This window comes from Pseudomonas sp. GW822-FHT02D10, from assembly GCF_058802345.1.
Genome location: NZ_JBXAOB010000008.1, coordinates 44,714 through 68,569 on the forward strand (window position 1 = coordinate 44,714; position 23,856 = coordinate 68,569).

A 23,856-nucleotide genomic window follows, 5' to 3' on the forward strand; every position below is an offset into this window, starting at 1 on the left:
GGTCTATTTCTCGTCCTTGGGGATGTTGATCGGGGCTTTTGCGAATTTGAACAGGAAAGAAAAGTCGGACTTGTAGGGACTCTTGACCGGTGTCGCCAGGGAGTGGCAGTTCATGCAGCTGCTGTTGGGCTGGATGTAGCTTTCCATGGTCACGTTGGCCGAGAGCGCGGGGGTCGGCTGACCCAGCGGATTGCTGGGGTTGTTCGGCATCAGCGGTCGCTGGGTGGTAATGAGCTGGTAGTACTTCAAGGCGCTTTTTTGCAGGTCCGGGTTGGCGCGGTATTGGGTGTTGATTGTGGCGGTGACCTGCGCAATCGGCGTGACCCGGCTCAGCGGGTTGGGGGTCTGGAACGTGGTGCCGGGTTTGGGCACGCAGACCATCTGGGTACCCTGGGTTTGCCAGTCGCAGGGTGACTGGTTGAGCGTGTTGGCCGGGGCGGCGGGATTGAAGTAGGAATAGGGGACCGACTGCGCGATCCCCTGGTTTGGGACGTTGTCGATCTGCTCGAAGGTGGACCAGATCCACTGTGGATAACCCTGCACCTTGGTGATGATGTGCAAGCCGACCAGTCCCAGGTAAGCCTCGGTGACGCCGGTGCGGTTGCCCTGATTGTCGAACGTGGGCACGCGCGCCAGCAGGGTCAGGTAGCGGCTGGCGTTGTCCGTGGGGGTGAGGATGCGCCAGCTCGACTTGATCTCGATGACCCCGTTGGGGAACGAGATGTTGTTGGCCCTGGACACGACAGAGGCGTTATAGAACTGATTGGCGACGATGTAGTTGTAGGACGTCTCGTTGGCCGAGATATCGTAGAAGGTGGGATGGCCGGCCTGGTCGATCAGCCAGCCGCCGACCGCCTGATCGATGGCCTGCACGTGATTGCTGTTCTTCAGCGCCGCAATGTTGATGATGCCCAGGCTTTTGGCGGTCTGCCGGGTGTTCCAGGGGCCTGGATCGATGCCGCCGGGCAGGAAGATTTCCTCCACGGTTTTATAGGTCTGCCAGACCGTGTAGCCGGGGGCTCCCGGTTGTTTGCTGCAGTCGGGCGTGCCGCGCTGTCCGTCTTCTGCGGGCCAGTTAAGGGCGATAAACATCTGCCAGCTGTACTGATCGAACAGGTCCTGGCTGGCCGTGGCGCTTGGGGCACTGCCGGGAGGCTGGCAGTTGAGGGTGGTGGCCTGCGCCGACGGCATGGCCTGTTCCCTGGCCAGTGCCGGAAGGCTGGCCAGGCCGAGTAACACCAGGGTGAGACATCGTGAGATTTTCATGGCGATCCTTCGTCGTGGTTCAGGGTTTGCGCTGCATGAGCTTGTTCCACTGCGCCTTGTGCCCGTTGCTTTGCTCTTGCGCAGGTTCGAACAACTGGCAGGGCGGCGGGTTCGCCGGGCACATCGCGGCCACCTGCGCCCAGGTCTGGGCCGGGTCCGGTTTGGCGATGCGAAAGTGGGTGTAGTTCTGGCTGACGATAGGCGCATTGGCGACGCTGACGTCACCGGAGAAAAAGAACGATTGGGGATGCCGGTACGGCGGTTGTCCGGTCAGCGCCTTGAAGAATGCATAGCCGAACAGGATGGGACCTTGCGGTGAATCCAGTTCCAGGGCGTAGGCCTGCACGCTGCCGCTGAGGTTCTTGCTGCGCTCGACGCTGTAGGGCAGGTGCTGGATGAAATCTTGCCGAGGCGGGTGATTCATCGGCGAGAAACTGCAGCAGGCCGGCATGTCCTTGGGGCGGTCTTGCGGATAGGTGAGGAAGTACGCCTTGTTGCCCAGAGACACGAACGAGCAGGTGTAGTTGTTGTTCTTGATCGGGAAGATCGGCAGGCAGTACTTATCGTAGTGCTCCATCATGGCGCCGTAGCCGTCCCCGTCCGGCGGAATGTAGGTGGTGTCGTAGTAACTGCTGCCGTAGGAAACGGTGTAGTCCCCAGGCTTGAGGGTGGTTGGTGGGTTGCTGTAGGGCGGCGGGTTTTTTTCGTAATTACTGGTCACCCGATACATGGTCCAGTCGCTGACCCAGAAGGCCGGAAAGAACGGGTCGGGCGGATCGGTCGGCGCTCGCTTGGCGATGCAGTTGCCATTTTGCTCATTGCAGCCGAGGGTGTTGTGTACCCCCATGGTGAAGTAGACGGCGCCGCTGTCTTGTTCGGCGAACAGGGGTTGGCTGAGCAACAGGGTCAACAGTAGCAGCCGGTTCAGGATACGGACGTTCATGTGTGCACTCCTGTGGAAGGCCAGGCGACGCAAGCGCCACCCGGCTGTCCTGTGTGAAGCGTTATCGGATCAGATGCGTACGTAGTCGCTCATGCTCAGTGGGGTGGGCGGGTAATTGCGTTTCACCAACGCCTGGGCCCAGAGCTCCAGTACAGAGCGGCGGCTTTGCGACATGTCGCGGGTGATGGGCATCGACAGTGTGCTTTGCTCCTGGTACTCCTTGCTGATCAGCACAATCAACTGGTCGACGGCGCCCTCTATTCGCTCCAGGGAGTTGAGCGGCATGAACTTGTTCATGATGGGATAGAGGTAGTAGAAGGGCCGGAGGATGCGCGGGTAGATGAAGCTTTCCCAGATCAGGACCCGGGCATTGGTCTTCGTGTAGATACGGTTCCACTCCTCAACGAAGTCCTGCTCCAGTTGTGGCTCCAGCGGCAGTACGCGCAACGGGGCCAGGAAGTCGGTGTAGGCTTCCATGAAGTTGAAACTGAAGGGGATCTCTGGAGGCTGGTCGCCTTCCTGCACGAAGAAGCGCAGGGTCGGGAAGCCCGGAGCCTCGGCTTTGATCTTCAGTTGTGCGATGCCTTTGGCATCGGTCTGAATCTGCGTCAGATAGTAATGCACAGTGCTTCCCAGGGGATCCTGCAGATTGCCTTCCATTGGGATGGGGTTGTGGAAGGACAGACAAGGACGCAAGGCGACTGAAGCGGGTGTCGGCAGGTATTGCTGATAGCTCACGGGGATCTGGGCGGCGGACTGTTCTGCGCCGCGCACCGCCGTGAGCCGGCGACCGCTGCCCGTGGTCACCAGGTTTTGAACCCTGTCGGTATTGGCAAACTGCGGCAGGTTGGCGTAGTTCTTTGTGCGGTCTGCCGGAACGTCGTAAAACAGCGTGAAGTCGGCCTTGTTATTGAACGCCAGGTAGTAGTTACTGGTACTCAGCATGAAGGCATTGCCGTATTCCGCGACCCACAGCACAGTGCCGGCCGGTGCAGGCAGACCATCGTATTGCACCATGACCTGCAGCGTTTTGCTGTCGCCCACATCGATGAAGCCTCCGCTCTCTACCACTTCGGCGGTCCACATTTGCTGGGTCGCGGCTTGCACCGGCGTCGAACCCTGCAGTTGCAGTTCCAGCGATCCGGTTTGCAGTTTTTTTCTGGCGTCGGCGCTGAGCGTCAGGTCAAGGATGCCGGAACGTTTGTCGAAGGCTGTCTGTTGATACTGCTCATAACCAAAACTGGCCAGCGGGCTGAATTGACCTGCATCGCGTATCCCCAGTTGATAGCTGCCGGCCTTGAATTTTTGCGCCACCGGAATGTCGGCATCCGGAACGACCGGATAGAACGGAAAGGTGTTGGCCAGATCCAGCGACAAGGTATTGCCATGGGCCTGTGCCGAGATCACGCCGAGTGTCGTTTTGGTCGCGTCTGGATCGTCAGGCGACGTTTTGTAAACGAGCACCTGGCTGACGGGAACCAGCCGCCGGCCCGCCGGTGCAGTAGGGAACTCATCGTCGAACCACAGGCCCAGAGTACCGGCGGTACGGCTGTAGGCAGGGTTGAAGAAAATATCGGCGACGTTGTCCAGGCCCTTCTGATACATCGCTTGCACCTGAGCCAGGGCCTCAGCGGTGTGGGAGCGCGTGTCGATCAGCGGGTAGTCGTTGAAAATGCCGTTTTTGTCGTAGTAGGTCAGGTAGGCGCAGAACCTGAACATCAGGCCCCGGGCATTTTGTTTTTCCATCTGCTCTTGAAGGTTTTTCAGCAGGACCGAGTCGCCGATCACCCATTGCAGATTCTCCTTGGGAAAGCAGGTCTGCCAGGTGGTCGTGACATAGTTCAGGCCGCCAAAGGCCCCCCAATTGAAGTTCAGGAAACGGTCGAGCATCCGGTACTGGCGATTGAGGGTCAGGCCACAGTGGGCGTCGCCCAGTACCAGCTTGTCGAAGTACAGCGCGGTGAAGGTGTTCTGCCACGGGCTGATGTCGACAAAGCGGGCGGGGGTGGGGTTGGTGCTGCCAAGAGGGTTGCCGAGCAGTTGGTAGGGTTTGTCGATCAGCGCATCCTGTTCGACATAACCACCGGTCGGGAGCTCGCCGCCAATGATGACGGAGCGGATCTGCTTGTAGCTGACAGTGCCGCAGGCGTTATCACCAAACAGGTCCCATTCGGCAGGGATCATTGGGTAGTTGCCCGGGTCGGCATTGCCCGGCACTTGCAGAACATAGGCGGGGACGTCGCTCATCGCCAGAGGGGCGATGGTCCAGGGCATCAGCTTGGTGGCGGCGTTTTCGGGGTGGATGCCGTAGTACGCGAGGAAGGGCCAGTTCATCTGCATTTTTACTGCGTCATAGAGCGGGTAAACGTCGTTGTTGTTGGCCGTGGGTGGATTCCAGAACATATGGCCATTGAAGTAGATGCGGGGGAAATTCAATACGCTCATGTCATGCTCCTTAGCGTTGCCACTGGGCGCGTTTGAGCGACCAGACAAAGTCCAGTTTGTTGTAGCCGGCAAATTTGGATTCCGGCACGGGGGCGGTGGGATAGACAATGCCGCCCTGTTCTTTCATGGCGAAATTGAAGTAACCCTTTTGGGCCGAGTACGCAGCGGTGCCGTGGCAGGCAAAGCAGGACGACTGGCTCTGGAAGGCTGACTCCAGCTGGGAGTTGGCCAGCAAGGTCGGGGTTGTCCTGGACTGGGTTCCGATGAGTTCGTACTGCGACAGTGCGGGGTACTTGGCCTGGAAAGCCGTATTCACCGGCTTCGCGGCAGTAGTCGGCCCGGTGCTGTTGGTCATCGGGGTGGGCGGTGTCGCGTTGGTGACGGTGTACTTGCTGTTGTTCCGGTTCTCGAAGGTGGTCCAGACCCACTGAGGGTTCAGCTTGTTGATGACGTGCAAGCCACTGAGCGCCGCATAGCCGACCTGATACTTGTTACCGTCCAGGTAATAGGCCTGGGCGATGTAGTAGCCGTCTTTTTCCAGCTGTTGTTGGTAGGTGGTGTCTGCGCCGATCCACAGCCAGGCGGCTTTGAGCTCCCAGGCTGTGGACGGGAAGTCCAGGTTGCTGGTCAGCGCCGCCTGGCCATTCACGTTGTAGACCTGACGCTGCACGATGTAATCGAACGTGCCCTGGCCCATCAACAGCTGAAAGCGTACCGGCTTGCCTTTCTGCGTCTGCGGTACTGCGCCGCCCATTTCCAGGATCATGCCATCGACCTGTTGCGTGGCATTCAGGTTGTGGAAGGTTCTGCCGGGGTTCATTCCCAGTGTCTTGGCTTGATTGAGCACAGCGGCCGGCGGGGGCACGCTCTGGTTGTAAGGCAAGGGTTTGGCGCCATCGCTCAAGTAGACCTGATCGGAGGGCTTCATGATTTCCCACTCGAGGTTGGGGCTTCCCGTGGCGGCGGGTTGGTTCAGGCAGACGAACCAGTTCCAGGTCAGGGTCTCGGGGCTCTGGAGAAACTCTGCCCTGGTTTTATCGACGTTTCCTCCATATTGAAGGAAGTTTTTGCAGTCGAAGGCGTTGGCGTTCTGAGCCTGAGCCAAACCGGCCAGAGCACTCAAAACTGTTATAGAAATGGCTCGCCGCATGGAAGCTCCTTGGCATTGGCCGGGTCGGTGTGTGAGGGCCCCAGGAAATGTTCCAGGAGCAGTTGTTTCACCGCTGTGGCTGCAAGATGCTGCGGCAACGGCAGATCGCAATTGGTGATGAGGAGGGGGCCGACCTGGTCGTTGTCGGGCAGGCGTCCATGGCTGCCACGGATGAGTCCGGTGTCCAACGGAATCAGGTCCATGTAGTAGCGAAAGCCGAGCTTTTTTTGCAGCAGGCGGCGCGCCACTTTCAGTTTGGGGAAGCGAATGGCCGGGTCGATGAACAGCTCCAGCGGGTCGTAGCCCGGCTTGCGGTGGATGTCCACGGTGCGGGCGAAGTCGGGTGCCTTGCGATCGTCAAACCAGTAGTAGTAATCGAACCAGTAACCGGGCGCGGCCACGGCCACCAGTTCACCGCTGCGGGGGTGATCCAGCTGCCAGACCCGTTGCTCGGTTTTATCCAGCACTTGCTCGATGCCCGGTTGGCGCTGCAACAGTGCTTTGACGCGGGGCACGTCGTGCGCCTGCCTCACGTAGAGGTGAGCGATCTGGTGATCGGCGACGGCAAAGGCTGCGCTTGCGCCGGGGTCGAGCAATTCCCAGGTGAGCGAGTTGCGCACCTGCAGCAAACCTTCCGAGCGCAGTAGCCGATTGATCGACACCGATTGCTGTACGGGTTCGATACCGTACTCGGACAACAGCATCACGGCGGCGCCTTGCTGTTGGGCAAAGGCCAGCAGACGTCCCACTTCACTGTCGATGGCCCGCACTTCGTCGGCGATCGCCGGGTCATCGGGGCCCAGGCGTTGCAGGCTGTAATCGAGATGGGGCAGGTAGATCAGTTGCAGATCGGGTCGATCGAGCTGGAACTCGGCGATGGCGCAGTCCACGATCCAGCGGCTGGACGCAATGCCGGCAGCGGGTCCCCAGAAGCTATGGAAAGGGAACTGGCCAATCTGCTGTTCAATGCGCTCGTGCAGCGATGGCGGTGACGAATACAAACCGAACATTTTGCGGCCATCGGCCGGGTAGTGAGGACGCGGAGTGATGGCGGCGTCCACGTCCGCGTACATGTTGTACCACCAGAACAACTGGCTGCAGCGGAAACCGGGGAGTTGGCGTTTCAGGTGCTCCCAGACCTTCTCGCCCTGGATCAGCGCGTTGGGTTGCAGCCAGAAGCGGACTTCGGCCTGGTCGCGAAAATACCAGCCATTACCCACGATACCGTGCTCCGACGGCGGCGCGCCGGTGAGAATCGACGCCTGTACCGTCGAGGTGACTGCGGGAAACACCGGTTGCAAATACGCCATTTTCGCCGTTTGCAGCAGGGCGTTGATGTGGGGCGTCGCCGCCCCCAACAAGGCTGGCGTCAGTCCCACCACGTTGATCAGCAGCAGCGGTTGGCGGTGATGATCAGAGGGCATCGGCACACGCCTCCCGCGCTTGGGATTGCAACAATTGCCGCTGGCGCAGTTGCTCTTCGACCCAGTGCAGTTCTGCGGCGATGCCCTGGAGTTGGGCCTGCTCGGTAGCGGGGCGCAGCGCTGAAGGCAGAACGCCCCAGCTGTAGGTTTCCACCTCCAGTACGGGACGGAAGTCCGGATGGTCTGCCAGAAAGTCGAAGGTCTGCGCCAAGGCGTTCTGGCTGCCGCGAAGCTCCGGCAGCAGCAGGTGTTCGCTGAACAATGGAACGTGGAAATGAATCCGCAACTCGCTGCATTGCTCCAGGGTTTTTCCGCCGTTGGCGAGCGCTGTGGGCAGATCTGCCCAGGCCAGTAGCCGGCCCTGTGCATCGCGGGCTTTGACCTGATGCAGATAGGTGGTTTCCGCAAAGTCGCTCAAGGTCTTGAGGATGTGTTGGCGTCGATCGGGGTCGTGTGTGGGCAAGCGACAAATCAGGGCACTGGACAGCTGAATCTTGCCCACGGGCACCTGAGCCCGGCGCAGTCTGTCCAGCGACTGATAGCAGTGCTCGAACACCACGGCCTGGTGGCAGACGTCAAAACACAGCGCCAGATGTTCATGGTGCGGGTCCGTGGCTTGCCAGTGGCGGAAAAACGCGATGGCCTGGTCAGTGTTTTCCAGTACGCAGTCCGGTTCCATCTCCAGGCAAAACACAATTTTTTTGCCGGTTTCCAGATGCAATCTGGCCAGTGAAGCCGTCAGTTGGCGCAGCAAATGCTCGGCGCGCTGCTGCTGCCTTGAGTTCCACTTGGCGGCATAGCCCAGCGGTACGCTGGATATCACGCCCAGGCTACAGTCCTGCGGCAGAGCGATCGCCAGCAACTGCGCCAGTTGCAGGCTATATGCCAGCCGTTTCGGATCGGACCAGTCGGGTAGATAGACGTCGGCTTTCACCGCACCTTGATGGAATTGGCCGTAGGGAAAACCGTTGAGCGAGGTCAGACGCAGACCAGTACGTTGTAGCAAGCTCAGAAATTCCGTACGAACCGACACCTGCTGCAATTGGGCCGCCGCGCGGGCACTGATCCACAGCCCACTGTCCTGCTCGCTCAGTCCGCGTTGTTGTCGCACACCCTGGAAATGCTGCTCGATCGAGGCGCGCAGCGCGGCCAGGTCGGGGGTCGGGTGCACGTTGCTGCAATAGCCGACCTGGGCGGCAGTCCACCCCGCGTTGGCGCTCATTCGACCACCGGTTCCTGGCCCCGCAACGCGGAGTTATCCTGCCATTGCCGACGTTGGTCGATGCGCAACGGGGTGCTGACCAGGGCTTTATCCAGTTGGCCACTTTGGGCAAAGAAATCCACCGGGTTGTGAAACAGCACCTGTTCGACCTGAGCCTCGGTGAATCCGGCATTGAGCATCGCCTGACCCGTTTTGGGCACCTTGAGCGGGTCGCTGATTCCCCAATCGGCAGCGCTGTTGACCACCATTTTCTCGGTGCCGTACTGCTTCAACAGGGCCACCATGCGCTGCTCCGACATTTTGGTGTTGGGGTAGATGGAGTGCCCGCGCCAACAGTCGCTGTCGAGCACCAGGGGCAGGGTCAGCTCGTTCAGGTGATCGATGATCACCATGTGCTCGGCGATGCCCACCTCGCGAATCACCGCCAGCGTGCGTTTGGTGCCGCCGATCTTGTCGCGGTGCGGGGTGTGCACCAGCACCGGCAAATTGAACTGTTTGGCCAGTTCCAGCTGGGCGGCGAGGAATCGGTCTTCCTCGGGGGTGATGTCGTCGTAACCGATTTCGCCGACCGCCACCACACCGTCTTTCACCAGATAACGGGGCAAAATCTTCAGCACCTCGTCAGCCACGGACAGGTCATTGGCCTCTTTGGGATTCAGTCCGATGGTGCAGAAGTGATGAATACCAAACGTGCTCGCACGAAAGCGCTCCCAGCCCAGCAAGGTATCGAAGTAATCGATAAAACTGCCGACACTGGTCCTGGCCTGCCCCTGCCAGAAGGCCGGTTCGATGACGCCCGTGATGCCGGCGGCCGCCATATTCTGGTAGTCATCCGTGGTGCGGCTGACCATATGGATGTGCGGGTCGAAGTACTTCAGCATGGTGAGTCCTCGTGAAGGTAAAAGGGCCAACGAGCGTCAGCTCTGTGAGGTTCAGTCGTGTTGAGGCAGGTGCTCCTGCCAGTTCGCAGGCAATCGTCGCTGTTGGTATAAGGCTGCAAGGCGATGGGTCTGGGCCGGGCTGAGCAACGCGAACGCGATGACGTGGAGGAGCCCGCCGCAGACGGTCCGGTCTGCGGCGAGCCGCTCTTCCAGCAGGTCCAGTGCGAGCTGGTTGAGGGCTTCGCTGCGACGTTGGGGCAGGCCGAGGATGCGACGTACGTCGAGCCCCATGCCCAGTGCTTTCAACACCAATTGATGAAAGGCCCGGTCGTGGTAGTGGCGCGACGGGAAGGGGTTGTCCAGCGCGATGGCGGCAAATACCTGGCTGTTATGGGTGCGACCGGCCTGTTGCGCCAGGTCCACGCAGCGTCCGCTGTCATCGAGCCAGTCCAGGGCTTTCAATGTGGCGATCTTTTCCTGATCGTCTCCCCACAAAAACAGCTGGCGCAGCAGCGGCAACGGCTCTGCAGTCGCCGGATGCGCCAGGACCTGGGCCAGCAGCAGCGCGCGGGCCAACTGAGTTTGCGTCCAGGCCGCACCGTTAGGCAGGACGGGCAGTTCATGTTCACCGAGACAGCGTTTGCACTGGCTGCTCAAGAGCGCCACGGTGTTGGCATCGGGCTGCTGTGCGAGCCGATTGCGTGCCTGTTGCCACCACTGCAGCGCGGTGCCGTCGAGGTGCTCGGTAAAATGCTGCAGCAGGTCGGCGAGGGCATCGTGCCGCATCTCGAGCGCCGCAGGCCTTTGAGGGGCGACGTCCATGGTCATGTCGGTTTGATCCAGCGTTGGAGGTGTGGAAGCAGGAAAAACACCAGAACACATAACAGGCTGCCGACTGGCTGATTGGCCAATGTCAGCACCAGGGCATCAAACAGTGGCAGGGCCGCCAGGCCCGCGCCGATAAAGGCGCGTACCTGCCGATGCCGAGGGTTTGCCAGGTGCCGCCAGTAGTGCCAGCCCAGCCAGCCCAGCCAAAGCAGCAGCACGAGCCAGAACCCGCCATTGTTCGCATAGGCCGCCAACGCCAATGGGCTCAACATAAGGACCAGGGGAATGCGGCTGAGCAGCTGGTTGCGATGTTCCTGGCTGGCCAGATACGTCAGGCCGCTGATGTAGACCCCCAGCAGCACGGCACAGAGCCAGATCGGTTCTGGCGGCACGGCAAGGCTGGCGGCCGCGGTGATGTACAAGGCAGAACGACAGGCGCCCATCAGCCAGACGCTGTGCGGATATTTCTTGTGCAACAGGTTGTAGGCCAGGATAAAACCGGCCAGCAGCGTGGCGCTGCCCAGTAGCCATCGGGGTTCGTCGATAAGCTGACTCAGGCCCAGCACTGACGCCGCGGCCAGTAGCAACAGCAGGCCGGTGACGAGGCCGACCTGTTGCCGGCTGACCAGGCCGAGAGTGATGGGGCGCGGGTTTTGGTGTTGCCGGTCCCAGTCGGCGTCCAGCAGATCGTTCATCAGCATGCCGGCCAGGTACAGCAGCGACAATGCCACCAGCAGCAGTACCCAGACCATCGACGACGGCGGTGCCAGCGCACCCGCGCTGCTGGCCAGCAAGGCGGCGGCAAACGCATTGGTCCACACTGTCGGCAGGTTGGACACGCGCCCCAGGGTCATCCAGGTCCTCAGGTTCAGATGGGTGTTGGTCATTGCGCACAGCCCTCTGTCAAGGCGAAGGGCAGGCTGCTGCAGGTTGAAAGTCGCAGCAGGGCTTGCTCCATCAGGGGTAGCTCGATTTCATGCAGGTCGACAGACGCGCCAAGCTTGCTCAGCATGGGAATGGAGAGCTGGCCGCCCAAATGCTGTCTGAACTCTTCCAGTCCTTGCAGTACCCGTGGGCGTCCCTGCGGATCGGTTAACGTCAGCTCGGGCGGGTTCAGGCAAAAGCCGAGTTTGAGCAGCAGTTGCAGCAAGCGCTGCGCATCGGTGCAGGACAACAAGCCCAGAGCGTTGGCGTAGAGCGCATCCAGCGCCATGCCCACGGCAACGGCTTCGCCATGGCGCAGACGATGCTGGCTCAGATTTTCCAGCTTATGGGCGGCCCAATGACCATAATCCAGTGGCCGGCCGTTGCCGCGCTCGAAGGGATCGCCAGCGCCCGTGATGTGCGCCAGATGCAGTTCGGCGCATCGCCGGATGGCGTAGCGGCTGGCCTTGTGCTCGAACGCGGCGAGGCTGTCGGCGTGTTGTTCCATCCATTGGTAAAAGACCTGATCCTTGATCACCGCCACTTTCACGGCCTCGGCCAGGCCCGCAATCTGGTCCCGTCGCGACAGACTGAGCAGTAACTGGAAGTCGTTGATCACAGCGGTGGCGGGATAAAAAGCACCGAGCAGATTTTTTTGGCCAAAGGCGTTGATGCCATTTTTCACACCAATGCCGGCGTCGTTTTGCGCCAACACCGTGGTGGGTATCCGGATCAGGCGAATGCCGCGATGAAAGGTGGCACTGGCATAACCCACCGCATCCAGCACGGCACCGCCGCCCAGTGCCAGCACGTAGCAATGCCTGTCGAGCCCGTGCTGCAACATGTGTGCATACAGCTGCTGCAGTATTTGAGGATCTTTGCTCAGCTCTCCCGCTGGCACCGGGATAGGGGCCGCCAGCAATCGGAGCGTCGTGGAGTGGGCGGCAAAGTACTGACCGATCTGCTGCGCCAGATAGGGGGAGCACTGCAAAAGCTCTTCATCGGCAAACACCAGCGCTGTCGTCGGGTCAGTCTGATGCGCAGTGAGTTGTTGATGCAGGCAGAGATTATCGGGATCGAACAGGTGATCAGTGAACACGACCGGGTAGTCGTAACTCACCTCAAAGCGGCCTTGCAGTGGGCAATCTGCGCTGCGCGTGGCGTAATCTCTGCAGGCCCCGAGCAGGCTGCGTCCACCGATGAGAATACCGGGCAACACTAATAACGGGCTGCGCTTCATCAAGCATCCCTCTTGATTGTGATGACTGAATTCCGTGTCAGTGTCAGGTGTGTAGAACAGTATTCGGCTAGTGGGCGCTGGGCCGTTTTAGAGCGTGCGCCGCTGTTTTAAGTGTTAGTCGAATGCGTGCCTGACGGTGAGCGCAAAGAATAGTTATGAACTTAGTCAACGGTTGTGTTTTTGCAAGTGTGTTTGATGGTTGAACGTCAAGAAGCGCTTGCCGGCCTGAACGATGAAGTGTTTTTAGCGATTCCGCTCGATGATGGTTTTTCGCTGAAAAACCTTTATTGGCGCCTGGAAAATGACGGCTCAGTCGCTATGCCAGATAGACTGGCTATAGGGTTTATTGTGTCTGGTTATATAAGTTCCAGATCAAAATAAACCCTCCATAAGTTGAAGAGGGTCTATGGCATTCGGTCGTCAGAGTTAAGCACTTATATTTCGTGATTATTTATAAACTGCAGCGTGTCGGTAATGGCCAATAATCTCATGTCAGCAAGGTACTTGGTGTTCGAAGGACGGGCTCGGGCAACGCCGATGCGTTCCTGAGTCATAGTCGCAAGCGTTGCCATGTCTATCGTCTCCAATGAATGCTCGGGTGGGTGGAACTCAGTGGCTGGCCGCCAGGAAATCCTGGGTGGACACCACGTTGGCGTACGCAAAGCCCAAGGCCGACATGAACGCGGCATGCACCTGGGCAGCCGGGACGGTCACGCCGTTGAACTCAAGGTCACGGGTGGCGCAGGCGTCGTGGATCACCGTGACGCCGTAGCCAAGGTCGGCCGCGGCACGTGTCGCGCCGTCGATACACATGTGGCTCATGCTGCCGACGATTACCAGGTTGTCGATGCCGTGTTGGTCAAGGATCGACTCCAGTTCGGTTTCGCGGAACGCGTTGACGAAGTGTTTGAGCACCACCGGCTCATGGCTGCGATTGAGGACTTTGGGGTGCAGTTGCGCGCCCGCCGAGCCCGGCGTGAAGAACGGCGCAGCGTCAGAGGTGAATTCGTGGCGGATATGCACCACCTGATCGCCGGCATCCCGGAAGGCCTGGAGTACCCGCGCGGCGTTGTCGGCAGCGGCGTCGGCGCCGACCAGCGGCCATTTGCCCTGGGGGAAGTAGTCATTCTGGATATCGACTACGATGAGTGCTTGCTTGGCCATGGGGTTTCCTCGGATGGGTTGGTGTGGAACGAAGTATTGGGTTTCGCTGGCTGTTCGAGGATTGGCCGCACCGACAATAGAAGGGGGAAAACTGACAATGGGCATAGAACGCGCAGTCGCCGAGTTGGGCGTGCTGATCTATCCCGGCGCGCAGATGGCGGCGGTCCATGGTTTGACGGATTTGTTCGGTGTCGCCAATCGCATCGCTGCCGAACATCAGAGCGCGCAATTGCCGTTGTTGCGGGTCAGCCACTGGCAGGCGGATGCCGAACACGCGCCTCAACGCATTTACGACAGTCATCCGGCTCCCGACGGCGCACTGATCGCACTGTTGATTCCGCCGTCGATTGGCGGTTTTTCCGAAGGCCAGGCTCCGCCGGCGCTGATTCGCTGGATTCGCCAGCAACACGCGGCCGGCGCGACCCTCGGTGGGGTCTGCGTGGGGTCTATTCTGTTGGCCGAAAGCGGTCTGCTCGATGGTCGCAGCGCCACGACTCACTGGACCTCGGCGAAAAAATTCGCCGAGCGTTACCCGAAGATCACACTCAACGCCGACAAACCTATCGTTGACGATGGCGACCTGATCACCACCGCCGGGTTGATGGCCTGGTCGGAGCTCGGGTTGCGCCTGGTCGACCGTTTACTCGGCCCGAGTATCGCCACCAGCACCGCGCGCTTTCTGGTGATCGAACACAGCGACAGTGCGAGCGAATGCGGCAGTAACTTCGCGCCGATTCTGAGTCATGGCGATGCGGCGATTCTCAAGGTTCAGCATTGGCTGCAAGGCAACGGTGCGGTCGAGGTGTCGCTGAGCGTGATGTCCCGGCAGGCGGGGCTGGAGGAGCGGACATTCCTGCGGCGCTTTCGAGCGGCGACCGGTTTGAAACCGACCGAGTACTGCCAACACCTGCGGGTCGGCAAGGCTCGGGAAATGCTCGAGTTCACCAACGGCACCATTGACCACATCGCCTGGAACGTGGGGTATTCGGACCCCAGTGCGTTTCGCGCCACGTTCAAGAAAATCACCGGTCTTGCACCGAGTGACTATCGAGCACGGTTTGGGGTGACGGCACCCGCGAGGACTTTGTAGGAGCTGCCGAAGGCTGCGATCTTTTGGCGTCGGCAAGGTCGCTGAAGATCAAAAGATCGCAGGCTTCGCCAGCTCCTACGCGGTTGGTGGGGTGAGGCGGTATTGGGTCAGTTTCTTGTGCAGTTCGGCGCTGTCGTGTTGATCCAGCTCCAGCCAGTAATGCTGCGTGCCGGCGATCTCGGCGGCGGCCGGCAGGCCATCGCGGTACACCAGTCGGTTGCTGACGAGAGCGGGGACTTTGTGCCCCGGCAATAAGGTGCCGGCGAGGTTCAGCGGGTCGACGCCGCAGACGCCGATCAGGCTGCCGTCATGCGGGCGGCGGCGTACTTCGCGCAGTAACGGGATGGCCTCGGGCAAAGCGAATTGTTCACCCGCCAGACCACTGACAAAGCGTCCGCCGCGGATCTCTCCGCGTGCCTCCAGTCGATGAAAGGTGCGCAGCAATTCGCGCCAGCTCGGCAGCCAGTCGGCCTCGCGTTCCAGCAAACGCCAGAACACTACGCCGTAGCGCTTGAGCAAGGTCAGGGCGATGTGTTCGAGGGTGTCGCTCGGCGTGCCATGGTTATCCACAGCCGGCGGCGGCGATTGACGGCGCAACAAGGCCCAGCGCCCGGCATCGTCCATCCCGCCGACAAACGCTCCGCGCCCACGTCGGCTGCTGCGCGCCTGGCGTTTGCTGGCCGGCGTAATCAACGCGCGCAGGCCGGCGAAGCTGTCGGCGTTGACCAGCCCGGCACCGACCAGTTCCTGCAAGGCGATCTCCAGTTCACTGCGCAGCAGATGGGCTTCGTGCAGCAGCTCATCGAAAAACAGTGCGCCATGCTGGCTCAGCGCTTGATGGACTTTCTGGGTTTTGGGTGACAGTTCGCCGACGTCCGGTTGCTCGGTCAGGCTGCTCCAGAGCGCCGCTTGCGCCCGTGGCAGCAACACAATCGGTGTGCTGCGCAGCGCTACGCCAGCGGCCTTGTTGCGGGCGGTCAGTCGGGTCCAGACCAGTTTGCCGCCGCGGCACAGCTCATCCAGCCACGTCGATGAATAGCCCTTGAGCCGCGCCGGCAGAATATCGCTGTCCCAGGCCGACGCGGCCGCCGGGTAGCCTTCGAACTGACTGACAATCGCCGGCAATATCGCGCTGCCTTGGCCTTGCGTTGCCGGGGACAGATGCTGCCAGTCAAACAGAAAACGCATGAAGTCCTGCAACGCCACCGGCTCGATTTCCCGCCGCAGGCGTTTGACCGTGTAGCGATGAATGCGCGCCAGCAAGTGCCGCTCGCACCATTCTTCCTGCGTGGCAGTTGGGCTGAAACGCCCGCGCAACACGTAACCTTCGCGCTCCAGTTGCGCCAGGGCTTGAGTGACGTGAGCCGTCGAAAGCCCCAGCGGTTGAGCGATCGCCTGAATCGGCAGCGGACCGAATGCGCTGAGGCGTGCACGGATCAGTTCGACCAGCGCTTCATCGACGTCCCAAACTTCATCGAAACCCGGCAAGGCCTGCAACGGTGGCTGTAACGCGGCGTGTGGATAGATCGCTTGCAGGCAGGTCAGCCGTTCCAGCGCCAGCCATAACGCCTGATCCGCATTGATCTGCAAACGGCTGGCGCGACCACCGTCGGCCAGGGTTTGCAGCCAGTGCAGCCACTGCGGATTGGCCTGCGCTTCGGTGTCGCTGATGGCGGCCAGGCTCATCAGCGCTTCATGCATCTCATCGACGTTGGTCGGCAGCGGCCAGGCTTCGTCACGCACTGATTGAATGGCCTCGGCATCCAGCGCGCCGAGGTCGTCGGTCGATTGCGGGTCGCTCCAGCGCCGGTTGAGCACCGCTTGGGTACGGCGTTCTTCCAGCGGCGCGTCGTCGAGAAAAGTGTAAGGCCGGGCGCTGAGGATTTCCGCCGCTAGCGGCGAGGGCGCCGGCAAGTCGCGGCTGATCAAGCGCACTTCACCGCGCTCCATGCGTCGCAACAGCGCCAGCCAGCCATCGCAGTCCATGGCTTCGTGCAGGCAATCGTCGAGGGTCTGCTCGACCAACGGGTGATCGGGAATTTCGCGCTCGCCGGCGAGGTTTTCCAGGCAGGCGATCTGGTCGGGAAACACGCTGGCGATCAGGTCCTCGCTTTTCATCCGCTGGATCTGCGGCGGCACTTTGCGGCCGCCGCTGTAGCGCGGCAGCGCCAGCGCGACACCGGCATTCCAGCGCCAGCGCACACCGAATAGCGGCGCGTCGAGTACCGCTTGAACCAGGATCTGTTCGGCGCTGTTGCTGTGCAAATAACGCCAGACCTCGTCCAGCTCGAAACTGTGGCTGGTGGACAGCGACAAGACGATTGCGTCTTCGCTGGCGGCGGCCTGCAATTCGAAGTTGAAGGTGCGGCAAAAGCGCTTGCGCAGGGCCAGGCCCCAGGCGCGGTTGATGCGGCTGCCGAACGGCGTGTGAATGATCAACTGAGTGCCGCCGGATTCGTCGAAAAACCGCTCCATCAGCAGCGTGTCCTGAGATGGCAAGGCGCCGAGGGTCAGGCGGGTGCGGGCGAGGTAGTCCACCAGTTGTTCGGCGCTGGCAAGGTTCAGACCGAGGGTCTCGGTCAGCCAGTCGAGGCTCGGCTGTACATCGCCGGGCGTGGCGCTCAGCAGCTCATCGAGGTGCGCGTGCAGGCGCGCCACGGCGAGCGACAATTCGGCACTGCGCCCCGGCGCTTCACCGAGCCAGAAGGGGATGGTCGGCGGCTGACCCTGAGCGTCCTCGACCCGGATCTTGCCGGTTTCGACCCGCAGGATCCGGTACGACGTGTTGCCCAGTTGAAAGACATCGCCGGCGATGCTTTCCACCGCGAAGTCTTCGTTGACGCTGCCGATGTTCAGGGCTTGGGGTTCCAGCAACACGGCATAATCGGCGTTGTCCGGAATCGTCCCGCCGCTGGTCACCGCGGTCAGTTTGGCACCACGTCGGCCACGCAAGGTGCGAGTGAGCGCGTCGCGGTGCAGGTAGGCGCTGCGGATCCCTTGGCGGCCGTTATAGCCTTCGGCGAGCATCCGGAGCAGCGCTTGATAGTGCGAGTCGTCGAGTTCGGCGTAGGGCGATGCGCGACGCAGTACCTCTAACAGCGCCTGTTCCTGCCATTCCTGACAACTGACCTCGGCGATGATCTGCTGCGCCAATACGTCCAGCGGCGCGCTGGGGATCAGCAAGGTATCGAGTTCGCCCCGGCGCACGCAGTCGAGCAGGGCCGCGCATTCGATCAGGTCGTCACGGGTGGTGGCGAACAGACGGCCCTTGGGTGTGCCGCCGACCTGGTGCCCGGAGCGTCCGACCCGTTGCAGAAACCCGGCAATCGAGCGCGGCGAGGCGATCTGGCAGACCAGGTCGACGTCGCCGATGTCGATGCCCAGCTCCAGCGACGCGGTGGCGATCAGCACTTGCAGATCGCCACGTTTGAGCCGCTGTTCGGCATCGAGGCGAAACTCCTTGGCCAGGCTGCCGTGGTGGGCGGCGACCGCGTCTTTGCCCAGACGCTCGCTGAGATGGCGGCTCAGGCGCTCGGCCAGACGCCGGGTGTTGACGAAAATCAGCGTGGTCCGGTGCTCGCGTGCCAGTGTGGCGATACGGTCGTAGACCAGTTCCCAGACATCGTTGGCCATCACCGCCGACAACGGCACTGGCGGCACTTCGATGCCCAGATCCCGTCGACGGGCGTGGCCGATATCGACGATCTCGCAGGGGCGGTCCGTGCCGACCAGAAAGCGCGAAACCGCTTCGATGGGTTTCTGCGTGGCGGACAAGCCGATGCGCATCAGCGGTTCCAGGCACAACGCCTGCAAACGCTCCAGGCTCAGGGCCAGATGGCTGCCGCGTTTGCTGCCGGCGATGGCGTGGATTTCGTCGACGATCACCGTGCGCGTGCTGGCGAGCATGCGCCGGCCAGAGTCGGAGCCGAGCAGCACGTAGAGCGATTCCGGGGTGGTGACCAGTATGTGCGGCGCGCTTTTGCGCATTGCCAAACGGTCCTTTTGCGGTGTGTCGCCAGTGCGCACTGCGGTGTTGATCTGTAATTCAGGGAAGCCCAGCCGTTGCAGTTGCTCGGTGATACCGGCCAGCGGGGTTTGCAGGTTGATCTGGATGTCGTTGGACAGCGCTTTGAGCGGCGAGACGTAAACCACCAGGGTTTCGTCGGGTAACTCGCCGCCCTGGGCCAGGCCTTGATGGACCAGATCATCGATGACGGCGAGAAACGCCGTGAGGGTTTTGCCGGAGCCGGTGGGCGCGGCGACCAGCGTCGAGCGGCGCTGGCGGATCAACGGCCACGCGCCAGCTTGAGCGGCGGTAACCGCTGGGAAGGTGCTGTTGAACCAGGCACTGACGGCAGGGTGAAAGCCGCTCAGGGCGTTGTCGGCTGATACGGGGAGGTTCATACGGTAATTTATGCGGCTGGGTGGCTGAAGATGCAAGTACCGCTCAAGATCTCCTGCGATCCTTAGTGGCCCATCGCGAGCAAGCTCGCTCCCACATGGGGTCTGCGATGGGCTGGGGATTTTGTGATCTACACACCTCCCCTGTGGGAGCGAGCTTGCTCGCGATGGGGCCAGTAGCAGCACCCTGTGTCCAAGGTATCTACACTTTACGAGTGACGGTTGCGCTTTAAACCCGCAAAATGCAACGATTCTGACAATTAAACAGACTGGGCCTGCTGACTCTATGCGAATGCGCCTTATGTTATTGGGTGGCGGAAATGCCCTTGGGCAGGCGCTGATTCGCCTCGGTGCGGAGGAAGACATCGGTTTCCTCGCCCCCCGTCCACCGCAAGACGGCTGGGACGCCGCGAGCCTGACGCAACTGCTCGATGACACGCGCCCCGACGCGCTGATCAATCTCGCCTATTACTACGACTGGTTTCAGGCGGAGAGCGTGGCCGAGGCGCGTCTGGCCGCACAGGAACGGGCGGTCGAGCGGCTGGCCGAACTGTGTCAGCATCACAACATTGTCCTCGTGCAACCTTCCAGCTATCGGGTGTTCGATGGCTCGCGGGCGACGGCCTACAGTGAAAAAGACGAACCGGTGCCGCTGGGCCTGCGTGGCCAGGCCTTGTGGCGTATCGAACAAAGCGTTCGCGCCACTTGCCCGCAACACGTGATGCTGCGTTTTGGCTGGTTGCTCGATGACAGCGTCGACGGCACCCTCGGGCGTTTCCTGGCGCGAGCCGAACTGCCTGAAGAACTGCTGATGGCCGATGACCGGCGTGGCAACCCGACGCCAGTGGATGATGCTGCGCGGGTGATCATTTCAGTGCTCAAACAACTCGATTGCGCCGCGCCACTGTGGGGCACCTACCACTACGCCGGGCATGAGGCGACCACGCCGCTGGCGCTGGGGCAGGCTATCCTTGCCGAAGCCCGCAATCTGCACCCGCTGGCCATCGAAGCACCGACCGCGCAGGCTCATGCCGCGCGTCCGGATGCCGCCGAAGAACCGCAACACGCGGTACTGGCCTGCAAGAAAATTCTGCACACTTTCGGGATCAAGCCGCGCGCCTGGCGCGCAGCGCTCCCGGGCTTACTGGATAGGTTTTATCGTCATGGCTGATGGCCCTGTTTTGATCACCGGCGGTGCCGGTTTCATTGGTTCGCACCTCGCTGACGCCTTGCTCGCCAAGGGGCATTCGGTACGCATCCTCGATGACCTGTCCACCGGTAAGCGCAGCAACCTGCCGCTGGATGATCCACGGGTCGAGCTGATCGAAGGTGACGTTGCCGATGCCGCCCTGGTGGCGCAGGTGATGCTCGGTTGCAGCGCCGTGGCGCATTTGGCCGCCGTGGCTTCGGTGCAGGCATCGGTCGACGATCCGGTGCGCACTCACCAGAGCAATTTCATTGGCACCTTGAACGTCTGCGAAGCGATGCGCCAGGCCGGAGTCAAGCGTGTGCTGTTCGCTTCAAGCGCAGCGGTCTATGGCAATAACGGTGAAGGCGAGTCGATCGACGAAGAGACCACCAAGGCACCGCTCACGCCGTACGCCTCGGACAAGTTGGCAGGCGAGTATTACCTCGACTTCTACCGTCGACAGCACGGTCTGGAACCGGCGATTTTCCGGTTCTTCAACATCTTTGGCCCACGCCAGGATCCGTCATCACCGTACTCCGGGGTGATCAGCATTTTCAGCGAGCGCGCGCAGAAAGGCCTGCCGATCACCGTGTTCGGTGACGGCGAACAGACCCGCGATTTCGTTTATGTCGAAGACCTGGTCGACCTGCTGGTGCAGGCCATCGAAGTGCCGACGCTTGAAGTGGGTGCGGTCAACGTCGGCTGGAACCAGGCGACGACCCTCAAGCAAATGCTCCAGGCGTTGGGCGAAGTAGTGGGTGAGTTGCCTCCGATCACCTACGCCCCGGCACGCTCTGGCGATATTCGCCATTCACGGGCGAACAACCAGCGTCTGTTGCAGCGTTTCACCTTCCCCGAGCAGACGCCGATGAGCGTCGGGCTGGCGCGGTTGTTGGGGCGCTGAGTTTTTCGCAGCCATGAAAAAGGCGCCTTTCGAGGCGCCTTTTTTGTAGGTGTGCGGTTTAGAACTTGTAACCCAGACCCACCATGTAGACGAACGGGTCCACATCCACGTTGACCCTGGCCCGAGTGCCCGGCGCCACGGCGTCGTTTTCCACGGTCGCACGGGTGTTGATGTCGATGTAGCGCATCTGGGCGTTGAGCATGATGTTGTCGGTGATCATGTAGTCGGCACCGACCTGGAACGCCATGCCCCAGGAATTTTTCGCCTTGAAGTTGCTGAAGCCGTTGGCTTGCGCTTCGTTACTGAGCTTTTCGTCGTAGATCCAGGTGTAGTTGATGCCGGCGCCCACATACGGCTGGAATGCAGACTTGTTGTTGAGCGGGTAGTAAACCACGCTCAGCGTCGGCGGCAGGTGTTTGAGGGTGCCGAGCTTACCGTTGGCCGCGCCCAGAGAGGTGCCTTTGAGGTTCACGTCGTGCTCGAACGGCGAGGCGGCGAGCAGCTCGATGCCGATATTGTTGGTGAGCATGTACGCGAAGTTCAGGCCCAGCTGAGTATCGCTGTTCATGGTGGCCTTGCCACCCAGGTTGGTGCCGGCCAATGGGCCTTGATCGACCTTGACGGTGGAGCTGCTGGCTTTCGGGTTTACGGTGATTGCACCGGCCCGAACGATGATGTCACCGGTTTCATGGGCCTGGGCGAACGGGGCTGCAAGCGCGAATGCAATGAGGGAAGCGCTAAGCAATGACTTGTGCATGGGGGCTCCAAAGGACGATTCAAATTCTCTATGTCCAATGGTACGAAGCGTCAGGAACGGCGCTTTTGACTCAGCTCAATGAAACAGTGATGGTCCTGATTATGTTGGCGACTTCGAGGGCCTCATCGCGAGCAAGCTCGCTCCCACAGTGGATTGTGTTGATGCACAGATCAAATGTGGGAGCGAGCTTGCTCGCGATGGCTATCTTGCAGGCGACGAATAACTACCGGATTCACTCCGGCAATTCGTACACATAGATCTTGTCCGCATCCATCTGATACCCGGCATCCGCCAGTTCACTGCTCGACGCCTTGACCTGCAATGCACCTTCGATCCAGTACGGCTGATACAGCTCGTCGAGCTTCACCCCGACTTTGCTTTTGACGTGGACGATCTGGTTCGACGGCGGTGGCGGCACGTGGATGCACGCGCCGAAATACGGCACCAGCAGAAAATCGGTGGTGCGACCTTCCTCGCTGACTTCCAGCGGCACGATGTAACCCGGCAAGCGGATGTTCTTACCGTCGAGGCTTTTCACCACCGGTGCATTGGGCATGTCTTGCTTGGCCGCCGGAGCGGACTCGGCGGACAGCGCGTTGCTCATCTGCGACAGGTCGTGCAGCGGTTTCATGTTCGGCACTTCTGCCGGAGCGTCCGGCGGGATCATCTCCGCCCAGGTCAGGTCTTTCGGCGCGGCCGCCCACAGGGGCAGGGCGACCAGCATCAACAGCGCAGGCAGAGCGCGGAGCATCTTTAATGTCCTCATAAACGGATCGACAGACCATCGGCCAACGATTGGCGATAGGCGCGCCAGGCCGGCACGCTGCCCATCAGCAGCGCGGCGATCAGGATGCCACCGAGCAGCGTCCATTCATACTCGCTTGGCCAGGCCAGTGGCAGGTACAAGCCGTAGGTCGATTGCACGTAGCCCTGGGCCGCGGCGATGCAGACATACAGCAGCGCCACGCCCGCAATCACCCCGGACAGCGCCAACGCAAAGGCTTCCAGCACCAGCAGCGTCGCGATGTGCCACGGCCTTGCGCCGACCGAACGCAGGATCGCCATCTCGCGGCGGCGTTCGTTGAGGCTGGTGAGAATCGCCGTGAGCATGCCGATCAACCCGGTCAGCACGACGAACAGCGAGACCACGAACAAGGCTTTTTCAGCGGTGCCCATCAGGCTCCAGAGTTCCTGCAAGGCCACGCCCGGCAGGATCGCCAGCATCGGCTCGCCACGGAACTCATTGATCTCGCGTTGCACGGCGAAGGTCGAAATCTTGTTGTTGAGACCGAGCATGAACGCGGTGATGGCTTGCGGCGTGAGGTCCATGTTACGCGCCTGATCAGCGCTGATCCGGCCGTTGCCCTGAGCCGGCACACCGTTGTGCCAGTCGATGTGAATCGCTTCCATGCCGCCGAGGCTGATGTGCAACGTGCGGTCGACCGGGGTGCCGGTGCGTTTCAGGATGCCGACCACGGTGAACGGTTTGTCGTCGTGCTTGACCAGGCTGATCACCGCTACGCCGTGAGCCAATACCAGCTTGTCGCCGAGTTTGTAATGCAGCGCATCGGCCACTTCAGCGCCGAGCACCACTTCGAACGGATCCGTGGCAAACGCCCGGCCGCTGGCCAGTTGCAGACTTTGCTGATGACCGTACTGGTAATGTTCGAAGTAGGCATCAGTGGTGCCCATCACTCGATAACCACGATGAGAGTCACCGAGGGAAATCGGGATCGCCCATTTCACTTTCGGGTTGTTGGCGAAGTGCTCGAAGCTGTCCCAACGGATGTTGTTGGTGGCGTTGCCGATGCGAAACACCGAGTACAGCAGCAGATTGACCGAGCCTGAACGCGCGCCGACGATCAGGTCGGTGCCGCTGATGGTGCTGGCGAAACTGCTCTTGGCTTCGGTGCGCACGCGCTCCACCGCCAGCAACAGGCAGACCGACAGGGCGATGGCGAACGCGGTGAGGATCGCGGTGAAGCGGCGGTTAGCCAGGCTGGCCATCGCTAGACGAAACAAATACAT

Annotated in this window: 18 protein-coding genes and 1 pseudogene; 4 read left to right on the forward strand and 15 right to left on the reverse strand. The window is 61.1% G+C overall.

All coding sequences use genetic code 11. The features are described from left to right. Positions 1–3: 3 nt before the first annotated feature. The 10 genes and pseudogenes from AC1RPZ_RS15000 to AC1RPZ_RS15045 all read right to left on the reverse strand — a co-directional run. On the reverse strand, positions 4–1,266 hold the full coding sequence (locus AC1RPZ_RS15000; protein WP_493137790.1) for a hypothetical protein: 1,263 nt from the start codon (positions 1,264–1,266) through the stop codon (positions 4–6). 19 nt (positions 1,267–1,285) lie between these two features. Next, a complete protein-coding gene (locus AC1RPZ_RS15005; RefSeq protein WP_493137791.1) occupies positions 1,286–2,209 on the reverse strand; it encodes a hypothetical protein in 924 nt (307 codons plus the stop codon). A 69-nt stretch (positions 2,210–2,278) separates the two neighbouring features. Further along, positions 2,279–4,654 (reverse strand): hypothetical protein, encoded by a 2,376-nt coding sequence (locus AC1RPZ_RS15010; protein WP_493137792.1) that lies wholly within the window; start codon positions 4,652–4,654, stop codon positions 2,279–2,281. Between the two features lie 10 nt (positions 4,655–4,664). Further along, complete coding sequence (locus AC1RPZ_RS15015; RefSeq protein ID WP_493137793.1) at positions 4,665–5,804, reverse strand: hypothetical protein; 1,140 nt, start codon at positions 5,802–5,804, stop codon at positions 4,665–4,667. Next, entirely contained in the window at positions 5,783–7,228 is a 1,446-nt protein-coding gene (locus tag AC1RPZ_RS15020; protein ID WP_493137794.1) for an alkaline phosphatase family protein, read from the reverse strand. Before AC1RPZ_RS15020 ends, AC1RPZ_RS15015 begins: the two co-directional genes overlap by 22 nt. Then, entirely contained in the window at positions 7,218–8,450 is a 1,233-nt protein-coding gene (gene eboE / locus AC1RPZ_RS15025) for a metabolite traffic protein EboE (protein WP_493137795.1), read from the reverse strand. Before eboE ends, AC1RPZ_RS15020 begins: the two co-directional genes overlap by 11 nt. Next, positions 8,447–9,331 carry a TatD family hydrolase gene (locus AC1RPZ_RS15030; protein WP_493137796.1) on the reverse strand — a complete coding sequence of 295 codons (885 nt, stop codon included), beginning with the start codon at positions 9,329–9,331 and terminating at the stop codon, positions 8,447–8,449. The genes eboE and AC1RPZ_RS15030 overlap by 4 nt, the downstream gene beginning before the upstream one ends. A 51-nt stretch (positions 9,332–9,382) precedes the next feature. Continuing rightward, positions 9,383–10,159: an EboA domain-containing protein gene (locus AC1RPZ_RS15035; protein ID WP_493137797.1), complete on the reverse strand. Its 777-nt coding sequence runs from the start codon at positions 10,157–10,159 to the stop codon at positions 9,383–9,385. Next, on the reverse strand, positions 10,156–11,046 hold the full coding sequence (locus AC1RPZ_RS15040) for a UbiA family prenyltransferase (protein ID WP_493137798.1): 891 nt from the start codon (positions 11,044–11,046) through the stop codon (positions 10,156–10,158). The genes AC1RPZ_RS15035 and AC1RPZ_RS15040 overlap by 4 nt, the downstream gene beginning before the upstream one ends. Continuing rightward, positions 11,043–12,305, reverse strand: a pseudogene (locus tag AC1RPZ_RS15045) (3-dehydroquinate synthase); the annotation flags it as partial. The pseudogene AC1RPZ_RS15045 and the gene AC1RPZ_RS15040, both read right to left, overlap by 4 nt. 213 nt (positions 12,306–12,518) lie before the next feature. Between AC1RPZ_RS15045 and AC1RPZ_RS15050 the strand changes: the two are divergent. Continuing rightward, a complete protein-coding gene (locus tag AC1RPZ_RS15050) occupies positions 12,519–12,704 on the forward strand; it encodes a hypothetical protein (RefSeq protein WP_493137799.1) in 186 nt (61 codons plus the stop codon). Between the two features lie 228 nt (positions 12,705–12,932). On the opposite strand, the gene AC1RPZ_RS15055 is transcribed toward AC1RPZ_RS15050, so the two are convergent. After that, complete coding sequence (locus tag AC1RPZ_RS15055) at positions 12,933–13,487, reverse strand: cysteine hydrolase family protein (protein ID WP_493137800.1); 555 nt, start codon at positions 13,485–13,487, stop codon at positions 12,933–12,935. Between the two features lie 97 nt (positions 13,488–13,584). On the opposite strand from AC1RPZ_RS15055, the gene AC1RPZ_RS15060 reads away from it, so the two are divergent. After that, complete coding sequence (locus tag AC1RPZ_RS15060) at positions 13,585–14,577, forward strand: GlxA family transcriptional regulator (RefSeq protein ID WP_493137801.1); 993 nt, start codon at positions 13,585–13,587, stop codon at positions 14,575–14,577. 75 nt (positions 14,578–14,652) lie between these two features. Here the strand turns inward: AC1RPZ_RS15060 and AC1RPZ_RS15065 are convergent, their stop codons facing one another. Next, entirely contained in the window at positions 14,653–18,981 is a 4,329-nt protein-coding gene (locus AC1RPZ_RS15065; RefSeq protein ID WP_493137802.1) for a DEAD/DEAH box helicase, read from the reverse strand. Between the two features lie 283 nt (positions 18,982–19,264). Here AC1RPZ_RS15065 and AC1RPZ_RS15070 point away from each other — a divergent pair, with 283 nt between their 5' ends. Further along, positions 19,265–20,149 carry a sugar nucleotide-binding protein gene (locus AC1RPZ_RS15070; protein WP_493137803.1) on the forward strand — a complete coding sequence of 295 codons (885 nt, stop codon included), beginning with the start codon at positions 19,265–19,267 and terminating at the stop codon, positions 20,147–20,149. Continuing rightward, the gene (locus tag AC1RPZ_RS15075; RefSeq protein WP_493137804.1) at positions 20,142–21,071 is read left to right on the forward strand and encodes an NAD-dependent epimerase/dehydratase family protein; all 930 of its coding nucleotides are present in this window, start codon (positions 20,142–20,144) and stop codon (positions 21,069–21,071) included. Before AC1RPZ_RS15070 ends, AC1RPZ_RS15075 begins: the two co-directional genes overlap by 8 nt. A gap of 58 nt (positions 21,072–21,129) precedes the next feature. On the opposite strand, the gene AC1RPZ_RS15080 is transcribed toward AC1RPZ_RS15075, so the two are convergent. The 3 genes from AC1RPZ_RS15080 to AC1RPZ_RS15090 all read right to left on the reverse strand — a co-directional run bounded on the left by AC1RPZ_RS15080 (position 21,130) and on the right by AC1RPZ_RS15090 (position 23,856). Next, positions 21,130–21,828 carry an OmpW/AlkL family protein gene (locus tag AC1RPZ_RS15080; protein WP_493137805.1) on the reverse strand — a complete coding sequence of 233 codons (699 nt, stop codon included), beginning with the start codon at positions 21,826–21,828 and terminating at the stop codon, positions 21,130–21,132. A gap of 232 nt (positions 21,829–22,060) precedes the next feature. Next, a complete protein-coding gene (locus tag AC1RPZ_RS15085) occupies positions 22,061–22,579 on the reverse strand; it encodes a DUF3299 domain-containing protein (protein ID WP_493137806.1) in 519 nt (172 codons plus the stop codon). Between the two features lie 11 nt (positions 22,580–22,590). After that, a complete protein-coding gene (locus AC1RPZ_RS15090) occupies positions 22,591–23,856 on the reverse strand; it encodes an ABC transporter permease (protein WP_493137807.1) in 1,266 nt (421 codons plus the stop codon).